Origin of the sequence: Amycolatopsis halotolerans, assembly GCF_042647905.1 — a bacterium.
In the GTDB taxonomy this organism is placed as follows: Bacteria; Actinomycetota; Actinomycetes; order Mycobacteriales; family Pseudonocardiaceae; genus Amycolatopsis; species Amycolatopsis halotolerans.
In genome coordinates, this window is sequence record NZ_JBHRWI010000042.1 from 1 (window position 1) to 18,440 (window position 18,440).

General features: G+C 70.5%; 18 protein-coding genes. 6 read left to right on the forward strand and 12 right to left on the reverse strand.

The annotated features are described in order from the left end of the window. Nucleotides 1–837: 837 nt before the first annotated feature. The 4 genes from ACFORO_RS30480 to lipA form a co-directional block, all read right to left on the reverse strand. Nucleotides 838–2,037, reverse strand: a complete 1,200-nt coding sequence (locus tag ACFORO_RS30480) for an Ig-like domain-containing protein (RefSeq protein WP_377869702.1) — start codon at nt 2,035–2,037, stop codon at nt 838–840. A 134-nt stretch (nt 2,038–2,171) separates the two neighbouring features. Next, nucleotides 2,172–3,041, reverse strand: a complete 870-nt coding sequence (locus ACFORO_RS30485; protein WP_377869703.1) for a patatin-like phospholipase family protein — start codon at nt 3,039–3,041, stop codon at nt 2,172–2,174. 617 nt (nt 3,042–3,658) lie between these two features. Then, nucleotides 3,659–4,336 carry a DedA family protein gene (locus ACFORO_RS30490; RefSeq protein ID WP_377869704.1) on the reverse strand — a complete coding sequence of 226 codons (678 nt, stop codon included), beginning with the start codon at nt 4,334–4,336 and terminating at the stop codon, nt 3,659–3,661. Nucleotides 4,337–4,431: 95 nt separating this feature from the next. Then, nucleotides 4,432–5,433: a lipoyl synthase gene (gene lipA / locus ACFORO_RS30495; RefSeq protein ID WP_377869705.1), complete on the reverse strand. Its 1,002-nt coding sequence runs from the start codon at nt 5,431–5,433 to the stop codon at nt 4,432–4,434. Between the two features lie 127 nt (nt 5,434–5,560). Between lipA and ACFORO_RS30500 the strand changes: the two genes are divergently transcribed. The 4 genes from ACFORO_RS30500 to ACFORO_RS30515 are packed head-to-tail and all read left to right on the forward strand — an operon-like array spanning nt 5,561 to nt 9,420. Further along, nucleotides 5,561–6,469: an ABC transporter ATP-binding protein gene (locus tag ACFORO_RS30500; protein ID WP_377869706.1), complete on the forward strand. Its 909-nt coding sequence runs from the start codon at nt 5,561–5,563 to the stop codon at nt 6,467–6,469. Then, complete coding sequence (locus tag ACFORO_RS30505) at nt 6,466–7,239, forward strand: ABC transporter permease (protein ID WP_377869707.1); 774 nt, start codon at nt 6,466–6,468, stop codon at nt 7,237–7,239. The genes ACFORO_RS30500 and ACFORO_RS30505 overlap by 4 nt, the downstream gene beginning before the upstream one ends. Nucleotides 7,240–7,273: 34 nt before the next feature. Next, complete coding sequence (locus tag ACFORO_RS30510; RefSeq protein WP_354751054.1) at nt 7,274–7,969, forward strand: response regulator transcription factor; 696 nt, start codon at nt 7,274–7,276, stop codon at nt 7,967–7,969. A 17-nt stretch (nt 7,970–7,986) separates the two neighbouring features. Beyond that, nucleotides 7,987–9,420: a sensor histidine kinase gene (locus ACFORO_RS30515; protein WP_377869709.1), complete on the forward strand. Its 1,434-nt coding sequence runs from the start codon at nt 7,987–7,989 to the stop codon at nt 9,418–9,420. Here ACFORO_RS30515 and ACFORO_RS30520 read toward each other — a convergent pair. After that, nucleotides 9,401–10,345, reverse strand: coding sequence for an oxidoreductase (locus ACFORO_RS30520; protein ID WP_377869710.1), 945 nt, complete (start codon nt 10,343–10,345; stop codon nt 9,401–9,403). The genes ACFORO_RS30515 and ACFORO_RS30520 overlap by 20 nt on opposite strands. A 19-nt stretch (nt 10,346–10,364) precedes the next feature. After that, on the reverse strand, nt 10,365–10,886 hold the full coding sequence (locus ACFORO_RS30525) for a hypothetical protein (RefSeq protein ID WP_354751051.1): 522 nt from the start codon (nt 10,884–10,886) through the stop codon (nt 10,365–10,367). A gap of 133 nt (nt 10,887–11,019) precedes the next feature. Between ACFORO_RS30525 and ACFORO_RS30530 the strand changes: the two genes are divergently transcribed. Both ACFORO_RS30530 and ACFORO_RS30535 read left to right on the forward strand, forming a co-directional pair. Then, nucleotides 11,020–11,640, forward strand: coding sequence for a TetR/AcrR family transcriptional regulator (locus ACFORO_RS30530; RefSeq protein WP_344268426.1), 621 nt, complete (start codon nt 11,020–11,022; stop codon nt 11,638–11,640). Between the two features lie 25 nt (nt 11,641–11,665). Beyond that, nucleotides 11,666–12,601 carry an LLM class F420-dependent oxidoreductase gene (locus tag ACFORO_RS30535; protein ID WP_377869711.1) on the forward strand — a complete coding sequence of 312 codons (936 nt, stop codon included), beginning with the start codon at nt 11,666–11,668 and terminating at the stop codon, nt 12,599–12,601. 72 nt (nt 12,602–12,673) lie between these two features. Here ACFORO_RS30535 and lipB read toward each other — a convergent pair whose 3' ends face one another. From lipB to sucB, 6 genes are all read right to left on the reverse strand, one after another. Then, the gene (gene lipB, locus ACFORO_RS30540) at nt 12,674–13,417 is read right to left on the reverse strand and encodes a lipoyl(octanoyl) transferase LipB (RefSeq protein WP_344268420.1); all 744 of its coding nucleotides are present in this window, start codon (nt 13,415–13,417) and stop codon (nt 12,674–12,676) included. Then, a complete protein-coding gene (locus ACFORO_RS30545) occupies nt 13,414–14,043 on the reverse strand; it encodes a phosphatase PAP2 family protein (RefSeq protein ID WP_354751194.1) in 630 nt (209 codons plus the stop codon). The genes lipB and ACFORO_RS30545 overlap by 4 nt, the downstream gene beginning before the upstream one ends. Beyond that, nucleotides 14,040–14,918: a TIGR01777 family oxidoreductase gene (locus tag ACFORO_RS30550; RefSeq protein WP_377869712.1), complete on the reverse strand. Its 879-nt coding sequence runs from the start codon at nt 14,916–14,918 to the stop codon at nt 14,040–14,042. The genes ACFORO_RS30545 and ACFORO_RS30550 overlap by 4 nt, the downstream gene beginning before the upstream one ends. Nucleotides 14,919–14,933: 15 nt before the next feature. Then, the gene (locus ACFORO_RS30555) at nt 14,934–15,419 is read right to left on the reverse strand and encodes an ArsR/SmtB family transcription factor (RefSeq protein ID WP_354751192.1); all 486 of its coding nucleotides are present in this window, start codon (nt 15,417–15,419) and stop codon (nt 14,934–14,936) included. Nucleotides 15,420–15,424: 5 nt separating this feature from the next. Beyond that, entirely contained in the window at nt 15,425–16,534 is a 1,110-nt protein-coding gene (locus ACFORO_RS30560; RefSeq protein ID WP_377869713.1) for a serine hydrolase, read from the reverse strand. A gap of 110 nt (nt 16,535–16,644) precedes the next feature. Further along, nucleotides 16,645–18,435, reverse strand: coding sequence for a 2-oxoglutarate dehydrogenase, E2 component, dihydrolipoamide succinyltransferase (gene sucB / locus ACFORO_RS30565; RefSeq protein ID WP_377896681.1), 1,791 nt, complete (start codon nt 18,433–18,435; stop codon nt 16,645–16,647). Nucleotides 18,436–18,440 lie beyond the last annotated feature (5 nt).

An 18,440-nucleotide genomic window follows, 5' to 3' on the forward strand; every position in this document is an offset into this window, starting at 1 on the left:
AACCAAACAGTCTGGGCCCCGGTCGAGAACCCTCGCGGTTCTCCCGGGGCCCAGACTCGTTTCCCGGCCCGCACGCGGCAAGGCCCGAACTCCTCACAGGGTTCGGGCCTTCGTCATGTCCGGGTCACAGCGGCAACCCGCGGCCTCGGACGGCCTCTCGTCGCGCTGGCGTGCTTCACGTTGCCCGCGGGGCGATACAGGCCGGGTTTCTGTCTGGCGGTGGAATCACTGCCGCGGGTGCTCCGTGTTGCGAGAAAGCGTGGGGGATGAGCCAGCAGGACCGACTGCGGAGGTCTCCCTGCCACCTAGTGCAGGCGCGCCGACGCGAGGAGTACGCGGCCAGTTGCCGGAAGCGGAGGTACGCGGCGAGGGAGTTCGGCCGGCATCGCCGTAACAGGGAAAGGCAGCCCGTGGCGGGCTTGTTTTCATCGCCCGAAGCCCGAAGCCCGAAGCCCGAAGCCCGAAGCCCGAAGCCCGAAGCCCGAAGCCCGAAGCCCGAAGCCCGAAGCCCGAAGCCCGAAGCCCGAAGCCCGAAGCCCGAAGCCCGGCGGGCAGCGAGGACCCCAGGCCAGCGCCGGACAAGCCGGATCAGCCTGGCCCAGCCGAGCCAGCCGGGCTAACCGGGGCGCCCGGATCACCCAGATCAGCTGGGGCCGCCGAAGGCCAGGCGGCTTGGCCCGTAGCCCCCCCGTCCGCTTCCGAGGCAAATGGGCCGAACCCGGCCCGTCGATCCTGTTTCCGGGCAACGAAAAAGGTGCCGGAGCACGAAGCTCCGGCACCTCTCTCTGTCGAACCGCTCAGTCGAACCGAACCCGGTCCCCGTTCTGGCCGCTGGTCTTACTGGGCCGAGCCCTTCTGCCAGTCGGTCCAGGACTTGGACCAGTCGCCGTACAGGTCCCACACCGGCAGCTGCGGGCCGCCCGAGTTGGTGACCTCTACGACGTCGCCGAGGCCGAAGTTGTTGAAGAACCACTCGGCGTTGGCGGCGTTCAGGTTGATGCAGCCGTGCGAGACGTTCGAGCTGCCCTGCTGCCCGACGCTGTTCGGGTTCTCGTGGACGAACTCGCCGTCGTTCGAGATGCGCTGCGAGAACTTCTCGTTCGAGCGGTACGCCTTCGGGTCCGGCGGGCACACGCCGTACGTGCAGGAGTCCATCGTGTAGTTCGCCTGCTTGTCCGAGATGACGTGCGGGCCGAGGTGCGTGGGCGTCGCGTCCTTGCCCATCGAGATCGGCATCGACTTCACCATCGAACCGTTGTGGAAGATCTGCATCTGCTCGCTGTTGCCGTCGGCTTTCGCGATCCACGAATCGTGCACCTTGTACGTTTCGGTGCGATCGTCCGCTCCGTACACGCCATTTCCGAAATCGACGCCGTAAATCTTCGCGGTGACGGTGAGCGTGGTGCCCGGTTTCCAGTATTCCTTCGGCCGGTAGTGGACGTTCTTGTCGTCCATCCAATACCAGCTGCCTTCTTGCTTCGGCGACGACTCGACCGTGAGCGCCTTCTCCACGGCCGCCTTGTTCTTCACGGCGGTCCCGAAGCTGAACACGATCGGCTGCCCCACGCCGACGCCGGTGCTCTTGACCGCGCCGGGGGCCGGGATCAGGTTCGCGTTCGCCTGCTTCTTCGGCGACAGCGTGGTGACCTGGCCCTGCTGTTCGACGGATTTCCCGTCAGCGCCTTGGGCATGCGCCTTCACCTGGTAGGTGCCGCCGTAGCCGAGGACCTCGGTGGTCGTCCAGCTGAGCTTGTCCGCCGCGAACTCGCCCGCGACGGGTTTGCCTTTGGCACTCGTGACCGTGACGTCCGTGAGCTTCCCGTTCGCCGCCTTCACGACGATGGGCGTGCTCGGGCTGATCCCGGACGCGTTGGCCGGTTCGATCGACACCGAAGCCGGTGTCGCGGTCTGGCTCGACCCGCCCGGCGCACCGGGCGTGCCAGCGTCGCTGCCGCCGTCCTCGGAGGAACAGGCGGAAAGCAGCAAGGTCGCCGCGAGAATTCCGGCAACCGGAAAAAATGTCTTCTTCGGGAACATTATGTCTCTTTTGTGAGGGTCGCGGACCGGCAGGGTTCAACTGCAAAACTACGCGATCGGAAAGACGCCCTGACCGGTGGATCGGTGCATTGGGGTGACGCGGATCACTCTCGCGATTTCCGGCCGCCTCGCGGTCAGGGTCGAAGCAATCCGGGGGCTCCGTACAGGCCGGGGCCGTCGACGGTGAGTTCCTTCAGATGGTCCCGCGCGGAGCGGTAGGCCTGCGACGCCAGGTCGTCGGTGCGGGTGAAGTCCAGCGGGCTCACCTGAACCGGTGCCGGGCCTGGCAGGTAGACGACCGGCACCTTCCGGGCCGCGGCCGGCGCTTCCAGGACGGCCTGATTGCGCATGCTGATCATCGCGGTGAACATCATGACCTCGGCGAACGTCCGCGGCGCGCCGGGCATTTTGCCGGGGAACGCGCAGTCGAGGACGACCAGCGACTTCGCGCCCATGCTCAACGCCTGTCGCATCGGGACATTGGCGACCAGGCCGCCGTCGTAGAGGAGCCGGTCCTCGTGCGGCACCGGCGGGTAGATGCCGGGGATCGCGCAGCTCGCCAGGAGCGGTGCCTGCAGCGGGCCCGAGGTGAGCAGAACCGGCTCGGCGGTGTCGACGTCGGTGGTGACGACGCCCAGCGGCAGCGCCATGTCCTCGAACCGGCTGCCCGCGCCGAGGTGATCGTCGATGATTTTGGCGAGGCCGGTGTTGGGGAAGAGGTGGGTTTTGCTGTGCCGGAGCGTCCGGACCTGGCTGAGCACGCCGCCGGGGAAGGCCTCGGCTTTGGTCATGTGCGCCCAGATGTCGCGAAGCCGCCCGAGTCGGTCGTCGCCGGGAAGGGAGAGCACCGCGGCGTTCAGCGAGCCGACGGACGTGCCGACCGCCAGATCCGGCGTGATGCCCGCTTCGTCGAGGGCCTGGAGCATGCCCACCTGCAACGCGCCGAGGCTGCCGCCCCCGCCGAGAACGAACGCGACCGGCTTCGGGAGGTCTAGTGCCTGCATACGGTCGAATCTAATTCGCGAACGGGACCTCGGGTGGGTGACTTCGGGTCTGGGGCGGGGGTTGGGTGAGTGAGGTTCGCCGCTTCGCTCGCTGACGGGCTGGGCGGGCGGTCGCGGGGCGGGTGGATGAGGAACGTGGCTCGCCTGGGCCGGGGGCGGGAGGGCGCGGGTGAATGGGGCGGACGCATGCGCTGACCGGCCAGGCGGGCAGGCCGTGCGCGACGCGGATCGGCGGAGGCACCCGGCGGCGGGGTGTGGCAGCCCGGCTGGTTTCGCTCGGAAGCCGGGAGGGCGGGTGAGCTGGGCGGGCAGATGCGTTGGCCAGCCTGCTGGGTGGGCTAGTGCAGGCAGAGGCGTGCCGGGCAGCGCGGGTGGAGGAAACTCGGCTTGCCTGCTTGCCTGCCTGCCTGCCTGCCTGCCTGCCTGCCTGCCTGCGCGGCACGGCAACGCAGGTGGAGAAACTCGGCTTGCCCACTCGTGCTGCCCGGCACGGCCAGGCAGTGGACAAAACTCGGCTTGCCCACCCGTGCTGCGCGGCGCGGCCAGGCAGCGGAGAAAACTCGATTTGCCCGCCCGCACTGCCCGGCACGGCCAGGCAGTCCGCCGGACGCGGCGAACTAGTTGCCGGTGCGAGCAGGCTCCTCCGCCTGTTCGTCCGGAGAACCCGCAGCCTCCGACACGCCCAGTGCCTTGCGTTTCTTCAATCGCAGCAAGAAGAACACCAATACCCCCACCGCCAGCGCGGCCACCACCAGGAATCCGGTGTTCATCGCGCTCTCGACCTGCTTGGCCGCCTCTCCGAGCGCCGCACCGAGGCTGATGTGCACCAGCGACCAGCAGAACGCGCCAGCCGCGGTTGCGGGGAGGAATTTGCGGAACGGCAGGTTCGAGGCTCCCGCGGCGGCTGGCGTCAGGGTGCGCAGCACGGGCAGGAACCGCGCGAAGAAGACCGCCCACGCGCCTCGGCGTTCGAGGACGCCGGTGGCTCGGTCCCAGGCATCCAGACCGAATTTGCGGATGAGCTTCGTCTCCCGCAAGCGCGGTCCGAACTTCCGGCCGAGGACGTAGCCGACCGAATCGCCCAGTGCCGCGCAGACGGTGACTACCGCCCACAGGGTCAGGAAGCGGGGCACGGACGTCGCCGTGGTCGCCGCGATCAGCAGGCCTGATTCGCCGGGGGCGATGAAGCCCAGGCCGATCGTGCACTCGGCGAACACGAGCCCGCCGGCTGCCGCGACGAGACCCGGTTGGGGGAGTGCTTGCAACCAGTCGAGGAGGTCCGTTACTAAAGCCACACCATCACTTTACTGATTCTTGGGAATTGGGCGCCGCGTTCGGGGGACAGCGCAAGGGCCCCGGTACGTAACCGGGGCCCTTCGGTGAACGGGGGTCAGCGGGACAGCAGGCTGCTGGCTTCCTGCGCGGCCGGTCCTTCGGCGGTGAGGTGGGCCAGGTTTTCCGGCAGGTCCTCGCCGCGGTGGGCCTTGGTCTGGGCGTAGAGCCGTCCGGCGCGGTAGGACGAGCGGACCAGCGGGCCGGCCATGACGCCCGGGAAGCCGATCTCCTCGGCGGTCTTCGCGTGGCCGACGAATTCCTCCGGCTTGACCCAGCGGTCGACCGGGTGGTGTCGCGGCGAGGGGCGCAGGTACTGGGTGATCGTGATGATCTCGCAGCCCGCGTCGAAGAGCTCCCGCAGCGCGACGCTGACCTCGTCCGGGGTTTCGCCCATGCCGAGGATCAGGTTGGACTTCGTCACGAGTCCGGCCGCGCGGGCCTGGGTGATGACGTCCAGCGACCGCGCGTAGCGGAAGCCGGGGCGGATCCGCTTGAAGATGCGCGGCACCGTCTCCACGTTGTGCGCCAGCACCTCGGGACGGGAACCGAACACTTCGGCCAGTTGGTCGGGCTCGGCGTTGAAGTCCGGGATCAGCAGTTCGACGCCGGTGCCGGGGTTCAACGCGTGGATCTGGCGGACGGTCTCGGCGTACAGCCAGGCGCCGCCGTCGGCGAGGTCGTCGCGGGCGACGCCGGTGATCGTCGAGTACCGCAAGCCCATGGCCTGCACCGATTCGGCGACCTTGCGGGGCTCGGTGCGGTCCAGCGCGGCAGGCTTGCCGGTGTCGATCTGGCAGAAGTCACAGCGCCGGGTGCACTGGTCGCCGCCGATCAGGAACGTCGCTTCGCGGTCTTCCCAGCATTCGTAGATGTTGGGACAACCCGCCTCTTCACAAACGGTGTGGAGGCCTTCGCGGCGCACCAGGCCTTTGAGTTCGGTGAATTCGGGACCCATTCGCACCCGGGTCTTGATCCACGGCGGCTTCTTCTCGATCGGGGTCTCGCTGTTGCGCACCTCAAGCCGCAACAACTTCCGTCCCTCCGGTGCAGCACTCACGGGCTCCACCCTACGCCGGGGTTTTCCGGTGAACCGGGCCCGATCAACCCCCGGGACAGCCGGAACGCACAGGGTTCTCCCAGAAGCTCTCCGGATTCCCCCGGACCGCCCCGGCACGCTCGCCGGCATGACAGCGATCGAAGTACGCGGGCTCACGAAACGGTACGGGCCCGACACCGTGGTGGACGACCTGTCGTTCACCGTCGAGCCCGGGCAGGTCACCGGATTCCTCGGGCCGAACGGGGCGGGCAAGTCCACGACGCTCAAGATGGTCACCGGTCTCGCCGCGCCGTCCCGTGGGTCGGTGACGATCGGCGGGCTGCGTTACCGGGACCTGCCGGTTCCGCTCACCGAGGTCGGCGCGCTGCTGGACGCGGGTGCGGTGCACGGGGCCCGCAAGGCGCGCGATCACCTGCTCGCGCTTGCGGCGAGCAACCGGCTTCCCCCACGCCGGGTCGACGAAGTTCTTGCCCGTACCGGCCTGGAGAGCGTGGCCGGACGGAGAGCAGGCGGGTTTTCGCTCGGGATGCGGCAGCGGCTCGGGCTCGCGGCCGCGCTGCTCGGCGATCCCCGGGTGCTGATTTTCGACGAACCGGTGAACGGCCTCGACCCCGAGGGCATCCGCTGGATCCGGCACTTCATGCGCTCGCTCGCCCGCGAAGGCCGTGCGGTCCTGGTGTCCAGCCATCTCATGAGCGAGATGGCGCAGACCGCCGACCATCTGGTGGTCATCGGCCGGGGAAAGCTGCTCGCCGACACCACGACCCACGAGTTGGCCGGTCCGGAGGGGACGGTGCTCGTCCGCACCTCCGATCCGGACGGGTTCACGCGGCATCTGCTCGCCGCCGGGGCCACTGTGCGGGACGGTGCCGGGCGTGCGCTGATCGTGTCTGGCCTGACCAGCGACGAGGTCGGAAAACTGGCCGCCTACCACGGGATCGCGCTCAGCGAGCTCACACCGCAGCAGGGTTCGCTCGAGGACGCGTTCCTCGCGCTCACCGAGGACAGCGTCGAGTACCAGGGGGCCGCGGCATGATGATCTCCGGAGCCCTCCGGTCGGAGTGGATCAAGCTCCGCAGTCTGCGTTCCACCTGGTACACCGTGGGTGGCCTGTTCGTCGCCGGGATCGGCATCACCGCGTTGGCGACAGCTTCGGCGGGTGCCGAGTACGCCAAGGCGACGGCTGCGGAACGCGCGGCTTGGGACCCGACCGGCCTCAGCCTCAAGTCCTTCATCATCGCGCAGCTGATCATCGGGGTGCTGGGTGTTCTCGTCGTCACGTCGGAGTACGCGACCGGCCTGATCCAGTCGTCGCTCACCGCAACGCCGCGGCGGTCGAGGCTGCTCGCGGCGAAGGTGGTGCTCGCCGCCGCGGTCGCCGTCGTGGCCGGGCAGGTGCTGATGTTCGCCGCTTTCCTGATCGGGCAAGGGTTTCTCGCCGGACAACAGTTGCCGCACGCGAGCCTCGGCGACCCCGGCGTGTTCGGGGCCGTGGCGGGCGGCGGGCTGTACCTCGCCGCGATCGCGCTGCTCGCGGTCGGCCTCGGCACGCTGATCAGGGCGACCGCGGGCGCGTTGGCCGCCCTCGTCGGCATCGTGCTGCTGGTGCCCGCGGTCGCGGGCGTCTTCCCGGACTGGATGCAGTGGCTGTTCACGTTCTGGCCGTCCAAGGGTGCGGCGGCGATCTTCTCCGTCAAGCTCGATCCGGCGTACCCGGACCCGTGGCTCAACCTCGCCGGTCTGTACGCCGGAGTGGTTGTGGTGCTGGCAGCCTCATTCGCGGCCTTCCGGCGGCGGGACGTGTGACCGCGGTCTCCGTACGCTGGCTTCCATGGCAGTGATGACGCCCGCGCGTCTGCTGGTGGTCGACGACGAGGCGACCGTGCGGGAGCTGCTGTCTGCGGCGCTGCGGTTCGCCGGGTTCGAGGTGAGTTCCGCGGCGACCGCGGGCGAAGCGGTCGCCGCGGCCGACGGGGAGCCGCCTGACCTGGTGCTGCTCGACGTGATGCTGCCGGACGCGGACGGTTTCGAGGTCGCCCGGCGCTTGCGCGAACGGCATCGGCCCGGCCGGAGCGGGCCGGTGCCGGTGCTCTTCCTCACCGCCCGCGACCGGCAGGCGGACAAGGTGGCCGGCCTGTCGCTGGGCGCCGACGACTACGTCACCAAACCGTTCGACCTGGAGGAGCTGATCGCCCGCATCCGCGCGATCCTCCGGCGCACGCAAGGACACCAGGAGGTGGTGACGGTGGGCGAGCTGGTGCTCGACGCGGAAGGCCACCAGGTCACGCGGGCCGGACAGCCGGTCCGCGTCTCCGCCACCGAATTCCGGCTGTTGCGGTACCTGATGGAGAACGCCGGGCGCGTGGTGTCGAAGGCGCAGATCCTCGACCGGGTGTGGCAGTACGACTTCGGCGGCGACGCCAGCATCGTCGACACGTACATCTCCTACGTGCGGCGCAAGGTCGACACCGGCGAGCCCAAGCTGATCCACACCGTGCACGGCGTCGGTTACGTGATGCGGGAACCGCGGCGGTGAGGCATCCGCTGCGCCGGATGTCGTTGCGCACCCGGCTTCTGCTGATCACCGCGGGTCTGTTGCTGGCCGGGCTCACGCTGATCAGCGCCGTCGTCTCGGACAGCCTGGAGAGCTACCAGCTCGACCGGATCGACACCCAGCTGCGCGGTTTCACCGAACTGATCGCGCGCGTGCCGTCCGGCGGGCTGCCCGCCGGCGACCCCAGGACGAAGTCGCTCGATCCGGCGCTGGACCTCATCGGCGCCCCGTACGTGCTCTATCTGGACGCGAACGGCGCGGTGACCGGCGGGATCCATTCGTCGCGGCTGGCGGCGGAAACCCTGCCCTCGCCCGAGGATCTGCGGTCGCTCCCGGTGCACGGCGCGCCAGCGGACCTGCGGGCCGGTTCGCAGCGCTGGCGTGCGGTCGCGGCGCCGACGCCGGGCGGGACTGTGATCGCGGCGGCTCCGCTAGCCGAGGCGGACGCCCTGATCTCCCGCCTGCGGCTCAGCAGCGTGCTGACCGGCTCCGCGCTGCTCGTGCTGCTCACCGGTGCCGGTTGGTTGGCGCTTCGCGGCGGATTGCGTCCGTTGCGCCGGATCGAGCACACCGCGGCGGCGATCGCCGGTGGCGACCTCAGCCGCCGGGTGCCCGGGATCGCCGCGCCAGGAACGGAAATCGGGCGCTTGGCGGTGTCGCTCAACACCATGCTCGGACAGCTGGAGCGCGCCTTCGCCGACCGGACCGCCTCCGAGGCGCGGATGCGGACCTTCGTCGCGGACGTCAGCCACGAACTGCGCACGCCGCTTTTCGGGATCAAGGGCACCGCCGAGCTGTACCGGATGGGCGCGCTCGCCGAACAGTCCGATGTGGACGAAGCCATGCACCGGATCGACCGGGAAGCGGTCCGGCTCGCCGCGCTCACCGAGGACCTGCTTTTGCTTGCCCAGCTTGACGAAGCTCCGGAAGCGCAGCTCGACCGCGCGCCGATGGACCTGCGCACGCTCGCCGGTGACGCCCGGCACTCGTTGCGCGCGCTCGACCCGTCGCGGCCGATCGAACTGACCGGTCCCGGCGGCGAGGTCACGCCCGGCCCGGCTCCGGTGTACGGCGACGAGGCGCGGCTTCGGCAGGTCGTCACCAACCTCGTCGGCAACGCCGTCGCGCACACTCCGCCGGGCACCGCGGTCCGCGTCGGGGTCGGGACAGCGGACGGCTGGGCGGTGCTGGAGGTGGCTGACGAAGGCCCGGGAATGACTGCGGCGCAAGCGAAACGGGTTTTCGACCGGTTCTACCGCGCGGACCGTTCCCGGGCCAGGACGGCAGGGGCGGACGCGGGTCTCGGGCTGGCGATCGCCCGTTCCCTGACGCGGGCGCACGACGGCGAGCTCGAACTGGAGACCGCCGTGGGCGAGGGTGCGTGCTTCCGGATCGTGTTGCCGCTGCTGGAACTCAGCGCGGATCGGGAGTGACGCCGGTCAGCTCCGCGGTCAGCTCCCACAATGTGGTCCCGGCTTCCGGATTCCGGGCAGGCGCGAGGGTGCGCACCTTCGTCGGACGGCCACGCGCGACGAAGACCGGTCCGATGTAGTCGCCGCCTTCGATGCCGGGAGCGGTCGCGGCGTACAGCTGCGGCAGCGCGCCGCGTTCGACGCGTTGGGCCAGCAGCATTCCGCCGAGCTTGCCGACTTCCCGAAGTGTCGTGCGTACCAAGGGATTCTGGTACGAGCTCGCCATGTTCGTGGTCAGGCCGGTCGCGCTGTAGCCGGGATGCGCCAGCACACTGAGCACAGTGGAATCCGCAGCGCGGAGGCGTCGGTCCAGCTCGATGCCGAAGGCCTGGTTCGACAGTTTCGCCTGGCCGTACGCGGCCGCCGCGCGGTACGGGCGGTGTTCGGCGTTCGGGTCGTCCAGATGCAGGTGCGCGCCGAAGGCGGCGACGCTGGACAGCGTGACGACGCGCCCCGCCGGTGCGCCGCGCAGGGCGGGCATCAGCAGCCACGTCAGCGCGGCGTGTCCGAGGTGGTTCGTGCCGAATTGCAGCTCGAAACCGTCCGCGGTGCGGCCTTGTGCGGTGGCCATGACGCCGGCGTTGTTCATCAGCACGTCCAGCGCGTCGCCGGTGAGTTCGCGCACGGCCGCGGCGGCGTCCCGGACGGACGCCAGGTCGGCGAGGTCCACCCGGACGAGTTCGGGTTTGGCGCCCGAAGCCGCGGCGCGGACCTGGTTGAGCGCGGTTTCGCCGCGCTCGGGCGAGCGGCAGCCGAGCAGCACGCGGGCGCCGTGTGCGGCAAGGACTTCCGCCGAACGCAGGCCGAGGCCGGAGTTCGCTCCGGTGATCAGGACGGTCCGGCCGCTCTGGTCGGGGATCAGGGCCTCGGTCCAGCGTTCGTTCATCGGGTCAGCTAACTACACCTCAGGCACTCGGCGCGAGCAGGCGCATCAGATGCCCGACCGGGCCGCGCCTGCGGACCGGGCCCGCGTCGCCCGCGCGCAGCAGCGCGTCGAGCGTCCGCCCGACCTTGACGATCTCGTCGGCCGGTTCGCCCGGTTCGGCGAGTCCGGCGGTGAGCGCCAGCGTGTGCAGTTCGATGCGGTGCAACGGTTCCAGCGCGGGGCAGCGCTCCAAAGCGCCGTCCAGCACGGCACGCAGGTCTTCGTGGTCGTGCTGTGCCTGCCGCCACGCGCGGGTGACGGCGTCGACCTGGTCGCCGGGCACGTCCGCCTCGTCGGGATCGGCGAACTCGGCGCGCAGGTAGCCGCTGAGCAGCTGCGTCCACTTGTACTGCAGTGCCAGCAACAGGTTTTCTTCGGTGCCGAACTCGTCGGCGGCACCCGGGATTTCGGCCAGCGAAAGCGGCGCTTGCGGTGCGCGCCTCGCCTGGCGGACAGCGGCATCGAGGATCTCTCGCCGCCGGTAGAAGTCGGTCCAGCTCATGGTTGTGGCTCCCCTTCCGTGACCCGGGTCATACTGCCGGTCTGCGGCATACTCCCGGTACGGACCTGACGCAGCCAACATACCACGGGTATGGTCCGCCAGGCCCCGGCGTAAGGTTGTGAGCGTGCCGACAATGAGGTCCCGACGACTCGACTACTCCGAGTCGACCCGTTCCGCCCTGGTCGACAGCGCGGTCGAACTGTTCACGAAACGCGGATACGCGGGTACCTCGCTCGACGAGGTCGCCAAACGCGCTCGCGTCACGAAAGGCGCGCTGTACCACCATTTCAGCGGAAAGCAGGCGCTCTTCGAAGCCGCTTTCGAACAGGTGGAAAGCCTGGTCTACGACCGGCTGCAGAAGATCATGACCGGCGACGGCGAGCCGTGGGAGCGCGCGATGGGCGGGCTGCAGGCGTTCATCCGCAGCTGCCTCGACCCGTCGTACCAGCGGATCGCCATCCACGAGGGTCCGGTCGTGATGGGCTGGGAGCGCTGGCGCGAGGCCGAGGAGCAGTCCAGCTTCGGGCTCGTGCGGTCCGGGCTGCAGCTGCTCGTGGACGCGGGCGAGGTGGAGCCGGTGCCGGTCGACCTGACCGCGCGGCTGCTGTTCGGCGCGCTGTCGAGCGCGGCCACCGAGATCGCGGGCGCGGCCGACCCGAAGAAGGTCGGGGCCGAGATCGAGGACGTCATCATGCGGATGCTGTTCCGGCTGCGCCGTCCGGCAGGCGACCAGGAGCGGCCCGCCGCAGGCTGAGCGGTTCGCCGTTAGGCTGGCGGACATGGACTTGAGGATCTTCACCGAACCCCAGCAGGGGGCGAGCTACGACGACCTGCTGCGGGTCGCGCGGACCACTGAGGCCGCGGGCTACGACGCGTTCTTCCGCAGCGACCACTACCTCAAGATGGGCAGCGCGGACGGCCTTCCCGGGCCGACCGACGCGTGGATCACCCTCGCCGGCCTCGCCCGCGAGACCGAGCGGGTCCGGCTCGGCACGCTCGTCACCGCGGCCACCTTCCGCCACCCCGGCCCGCTCGCGATCTCGGTCGCGCAGGTGGACCAGATGTCCGGCGGGCGCGTGGAATTCGGCATCGGCACCGGCTGGTACGACGACGAGCACACCGCCTACGGCCTCACCCTGCCGCCGCTCAAAGAGCGCTTCGACCGCTACGCCGAGCAGCTCGCGGTGATCACCGGTCTGTGGAAGACCCCGGCGGGGAAGACGTTCTCCTACTCCGGCGACTACTACACGTTCGCCGACTCGCCCGCGCTGCCGAAGCCCGCGCAGTCGCCCGCGCCGCCGGTGATCATCGGCGGCGGCGGCAAGAAGCGCACCCCGGCGCTGGCCGCGCAGTACGCCGACGAGTTCAACCTGCCGTTCGTGGACGCCGAAACCGCGCTCGCGCAGTTCGAGCGCGTGGACGCGGCGGCGGAGGCGATCGGCCGCAACCCCAAGGAAATCCTGCGTTCGGTCGCGCTCGTGCTCGCGGCGGGCCGGGACGAGGCCGAGGTCGCGCGCCGGGCCTCCGCGATCGGCCGGGAGACCGACGAACTGCGGGCCAACGGCCTGGCCGGGACCGCGGCGGAGATCGTGGACCGGATCGGGCAGTGGCGGGAGAAGACCGGGATCACCCGGCTGTACCTGCAGGTGCTCGACCTGTCCGACCTGGACCACATCGAGTTCGTGGCCTCCGAGGTCGCCCCGCAGCTCGACTGAGCCCCCGAAAAGCCGTGAAGGGAACCCTGAGGGACTCAGAGTCCCTCAGGGTTCCCCTCACGGACAGCTGGGTCAGTTTTGCAGGGCGAAGGTGACGCCGGGGGCCTTCGGGGCCTCCGGACGCGGCAGCCAGCGGTCGTCGCTCACCGGCAGTTCGCCCTCGAGCGCCGCCAGCACCAGCTCCTTCGCCAGCGGCAGCACCTCGGCGACCGGGACGTCGCGCTGCAGTTCATACGACAGCGAGGTGACGCCCGCGTCCCGGATGCCGCACGGCACGATGTTGTCGAACGCGGCCAGGTCGGCGTTGCAGTTCAGCTCGAAGCCGTGCATCGTCACGCCGCGCTGGACGCGGATGCCGATCGCGGCGATCTTGCGCTCGATGCCGCGTTCGTCGGCCGGGATCCAGACGCCGCTGCGGCCCTCGACGCGGCCGGTGCGCACGCCGAACCGGTCGCACACCGCGATCAGCGCCTCCTCGAGCCGCCGCACGTAGTGCATGACGTCGATCGGGTCGGCGAGCTTCAGGATCGGGTAGCCGACCAGCTGGCCGGGGCCGTGCCAGGTGATCTTGCCGCCGCGGTCGACGTCGATCACCGGGGTGCCGTCGGACGGCCGGTCCTCGGGTTCGGTGCGCTTGCCCGCGGTGTAGACCGACGGGTGCTCCAGCAGCAGCATGGTGTCCGGCCCGGTCTCGTCCGCGCGCGCGGCGAGGATCTCCCGCTGCAGGTCCCAGGCCTCGGTGTAGTCGATCGTCCCGACCTCGCGCACGACCAGGGGTTCGGCGGCGATACGACAGCTTGCGCTCGAAGAACTCACCCGTCGAGGCTACGCCTTCCGCCCGCCGGAAAGGGGATCAGCCGGAGTGCGGTCGCTGACACCAGACCCACGCCGAGCACCGCGAGCACGGCCCCGGCAGTGTCGGTCACCCAGTGCACGCCGAGCACGATCCGGCAGGCCGCGGCCAGCACGGTCGCGGCGGCGGAAATCCAGATCGCCCACCGCACGAGCCGCGGCCGGAGCCAGGCACAGAGCAGGACCACGACCAGGCCGGTCGTCGCGACGGAAACGACGTGGCCGCTGGGGTAGCTCAGATCCGGGTACGCGCGCGGGCGCTGCCGCTGGAACACCGGTTTGAACGCCAGGCTCGTCGACCGGCACAGCAGAAGCACCACGGCGAGCCGTGCGCAGAGCGAGAACTGCGACCGGTCCCGCAGCACGATCGCCAGCAGCACCACACCGAGCACATACGGCAGAACCGGGCCGAGGACGTTCGTCACCACGCCCGCGACCTGGCCGGCCGGGCGAGTGTCCTGTCCTCGCAAGGCAGTGGCGACCTCGACGTCGAGCTGCAGCGGCTGCCGGTCCACCAGGAACCCGAGCCAGCCGAACGCGGCGAACAGCACCGCCCCGGTGACGATCCACCGGACGCGCGGCATCGTCACGTCGCCGCGGCGAGCGCGCTGTCGACGGTGCGGTGCCGGAATTCGTAACCGCTCGCCTCGAGCTTCCGGGGCACCGCGCGCTGCCCGTACAACGCCATCTCTTCGGCGGCCTGGCCGAGGGCGATCTTCATCGCGATCTCCGGCACCCACCACGGCGCGGGCCGGTGCACGGCGTGGCCGAGGGCGTGGGTGAACTCGGCGTTGGTCACCGGGATCGGGCCGGTGAGATTGACCGGGCCGGACAACGAGTCGTGCTCCAGGATGTGCACGAGGGCGCCGATTTCGTCGTCCAGCGCGATCCACGGCATGTACTGGCTGCCGTCGCCGAGCCGTCCGCCGAGCGCGAAGCGGAAGAGCGGGCGCAGCACGTCGAGCAGACCGCCGTGCCGCGCGAGGACGAGACCGGTGCGGATCGAGACCACCCGGGCGTTCGTCGCCGCAGCGGTCGCGGCTTCCCACTCGGTGCACATTTCGGCGAGAAAACCGTTGCCGGCTTTGGTGTTCTCATCGACCACAGTGGACCCGGAGTTGCCGTAGTAGCCCACGGCGGAGGCGTTCACCAGTACGCCGATGCCGTGCTCGGCCACCGCTTCGGCGAGCACTTCAGTCGGCTCTACGCGGCTGTCGAGCAGTTGCTGTTTGCGCATTCCGCTCCAGCGGCCGGGCAGCAACGGCGCGCCGCACAGATTCACCACCGCGTCGATGCCGTCGAACGCGCCGTCGTCGATCCGTCCCGACGGCGGGTCCCAGCCGCTCTCGTCGGAAGCCTGCGAGGTGCGCCGCACCAGCCGGCGCACGTCGTGCCCGGATTCGCGCAGCCGTCCGGTCAATGCGGTGCCGAGGAGACCGCCGGAGCCCGCGATGAGTACCCGCATGCCTCTGATCGTGTCCTATCGGCCGGGCTCGTGCACACCCGGGCGGAGCTGACCGGCGACGTCGGCGGCGGCGGTCAGCAGCACCAGCGCGGGAATCGCGGCGGTCGGCTTGAGCCGGTAGCTGCCGCGCCGGTCCTGCTCGACCAGCCCGGCCGCGGTGAGCGCCTTGAGGTGGTGGTAGAGCCGTCCCGGGGAGCTGAGTTCCGCCGCTTCCTGCAGCGCGGCACCGGTTTGCGCGCCGTCGCGGGCGAGCAGCCGGACGAGCGCGATCCGGTCGGTGTTCGCCAGCGCGGCGAGCACCTCGGCGCGCGGGCCGTCCGGCAGCGAGAGGACCGCGGGCGTGGTGAGCCGGATTTCCCAGCGCAGCTCGGGATCGCTCAATTCACCCTGATAGCCCACGATCCCCTGCGGACCGCCCTGGACGGATTCGGCGGGCCGCCCCTCCAATGCGGCCATCCGGCGTTCGAGCGCCGCGACGCGCTCGGCGAGGTCTTCGGTCATGCGGGTCAGTGTCCCAGCGCGCGCTCCAGAGCCCGGAAGGTGGCGGGTTGGCTCAGCGCGCGGACACCCAAATCGAGCAGCACTTCGTAGTGCGCGTTATCCGCTTCGGTCGCGTTCTGCAGCATGATCGTGCCGGTGCCGGGGCGGCGGTCCGGCCACAGCACGTCGAATCCGAAAGTGAGGATGGCGGGCAGGCTGCCGCCCTTGAACAGCAACGCGTCCGAGCCAGGCGGCTTCCTGGACGCGAGCACGGTGCCGAGGACTTGCTGCGCGAGAACGGCGGCGCGATCGCGGCTGGAGGCGATTTCGCGGTGCAGGCCGAACAGTTGCGCGGCGCTGCCGCGGCCGGTGGCGGCCGCCCACGCGTAAGTCTGTTCCAGCGACGGGGGATTCGCCGTGACCCTCGGGATTACCTGGGCACGGAACGATGTGTCGTAGGCGAACCGGTTCGCGAGCGCGTCGCCCGCGGCGCGGCGCACGGCGACCGGGCTGCCCGGCGGCGGACAGTATTCGGGGAACAACAGCAGCAGCACCTCGCCGCTGAACATCCGGACGTCCGGCATCGGCCAGCCGCTGCGAGCCCCCGCCGCCCGCAGTGCCCGGTCGCCGAGCCGGTGGCGCAGGTAGTCGGCCGCCGCGTTGTCGCTGACGAAGATCGTCATTTCCGCGATGTTCCGCAGCGGCACGGACTGATCCAGATTCTTCGCCATGCCGTATTCGTCGCACGGGATTCCGAGCTGCGTCAGGGCTTGCCAGTGCGCGCCCGAGCCGATCGGGCCGTCGCCGAGATAGGGATGCCAGGCGTCCCAGTCGCCGACGCGCACCGGCTCGTCCGGATCGAGCCGTCCTTCGGCGACCGCGGTCGTGTAGGCGAGCAGGTGCACCGCCTTGATCGCGGACGCGAGCGGACGCGGCCGGTCCGCGAGATGGGTCAGCCGTCGGCCGGTGCCGTCGGCGAAAACCGCCGACACGTCGTCGCGGTGCGCGGCGAGCCGGGCGAGCCAGCCTTCGGGAGTGGATTGGTCCGGTGGGTCGGCCAGCGCGAGCGAGGGCGCGACGATCGTGACGGCCCCCGCTGCTGCGACCGACGTCAGCAAGCTGCGTCGAGTGAGCATGAGCCCACTCTACTCTGCAAATCCGGAATTCCGGAATAGTTGACCACGGGAAAACAACGACGGCCCCCGCACTCCGGAGAGTGCGGGGGCCGCCAGGAGGAGTGACCGGATCAGAGACCCAGCTCGTCCTCGAAGTTGCCCTCTTCCAGGCGCTGCTTGACCGTGGTCAGGAAGCGGCCGGCGTCCGCGCCGTCGACCAGGCGGTGGTCGTAGGTCAGCGGAAGGTACGCCATCGAGCGGACCGCGATGGTGTCGTTGCCCTCGGCGTCGGCCACGACGACCGGGCGCTTCACCACGGCGCCGGTGCCGAGCATGCCGGACTGCGGCTGCACGATGATCGGCGTGTCGAACAGGGCCCCATTGGAGCCGATGTTCGTGACGGTGAAGGTGCCGCCGATCAGTTCGTCCGGCTTGATCTTGTTGGCCCGGGCCCGCGCCGCCAGATCGGCGATGCGGTGCGCGAGACCGGCGAGGCTCAGCTCGCCCGCGTCGTGGATCACGACCGAGAGCAGGCCGCGCTCGGTGTCCACCGCGATGCCCAGGTGCACGGCGCCGTGGTAGGTGATCTCCTTCGTGTCCTCGTTGTAGGACGCGTTGACGTTCGGGTGCTGCTTGAGCGCCTCGACCGTCGCCTTGGCGAAGAACGGCAGGAACGTGAGGTTGACGCCCTCGCGCTCCTTGAACGCCGCCTTCGCGCGCTGGCGCAGCTTGGCGATCTTGGTGACGTCCACCTCGTGCACCTGCGTGAGCTGCGCGGAGACCTGCAGCGACTCGCGGGTCTTGGTGGCGGTGATCTGCCGGATCCGGCTCGCCTTCTGCACGGTGCCGCGCAGGGCGGCGACCTCCGGCGAGACCGCGGCGGCGCGCGGCGCGGACGGAGCGGCGGCGGCCGGAGCGGACGGGGCCGCGGCAGCCGGGGCCGGAGCCGCCTTCTGCTTGGCCTCGGCCGCGGCGAGCACGTCCTGCTTGCGGATGCGGCCGCCGACTCCGCTGCCGGTCAGCGACGCGAGGTCGATGCCGTGCTCGGAGGCGAGCTTGCGCACCAGCGGCGTGACGTACGGGCCGTCCGCGGACTCGGCCGGGGCCTGCGCGGCCGGGGCCGGAGCTGCCGGGGCCGGAGCTGCCGGGGCCTGTGCCGCGGGGGCCGGAGCGGCGGGCGCGGGGGCCGGAGCGGCCGGAGCCGGGGCGGGCTTGGACTCCTGCACCGGAGCCGGAGCGGGCTTGGACTCCTGCGCCGGGGCCGGAGCCGGAGCGGCCGGAGCCGCCGCCGGGGCGGCGTTCGCGTCGCCGATGACCGCGAGCACCCCGCCGACCTCGACGGTCTCGTCCTCGCCCGCGCGGATCTCCAGCACGGTGCCGGCGACCGGCGACGGGACCTCGGTGTCGACCTTGTCGGTGGAGATCTCGAGCAGCGGCTCGTCGACCTCGACGGACTCGCCGACCTGCTTCAGCCAGCGGGTGACGGTGCCCTCGGTGACGCTCTCGCCCAGTTCGGGCAGCTTCACCTCGGTGCCCGAACCGCCCGCGGCCGGAGCGGTGTCCGGCTGCGACGGAGCGGACTCCGCCGGGGCGGCCGCCGCGGGAGCAGGGGCTTCCTGCTGCTGCGGGGCGGGCTCCGGCTCGGCCTGCTGGGCGGGGGCGGAGGACTCGGGCACGCCGCCGGTGCCGTCGTCGATCACCGCCAGCTCGCCGCCGACCTCGACGGTGTCGTCTTCCTTGGCGCTGATCTTCACGACCGTGCCGGCGACCGGCGACGGTACTTCGGTGTCGACCTTGTCGGTCGAGATCTCGAGCAACGGCTCGTCGACCTCGACGGTGTCGCCCTCCTGCTTCAACCACCGGGTGACGGTGCCCTCGGTGACGCTCTCGCCGAGCTCCGGCAGCGTGACGGAGTAGGCCATTGTTC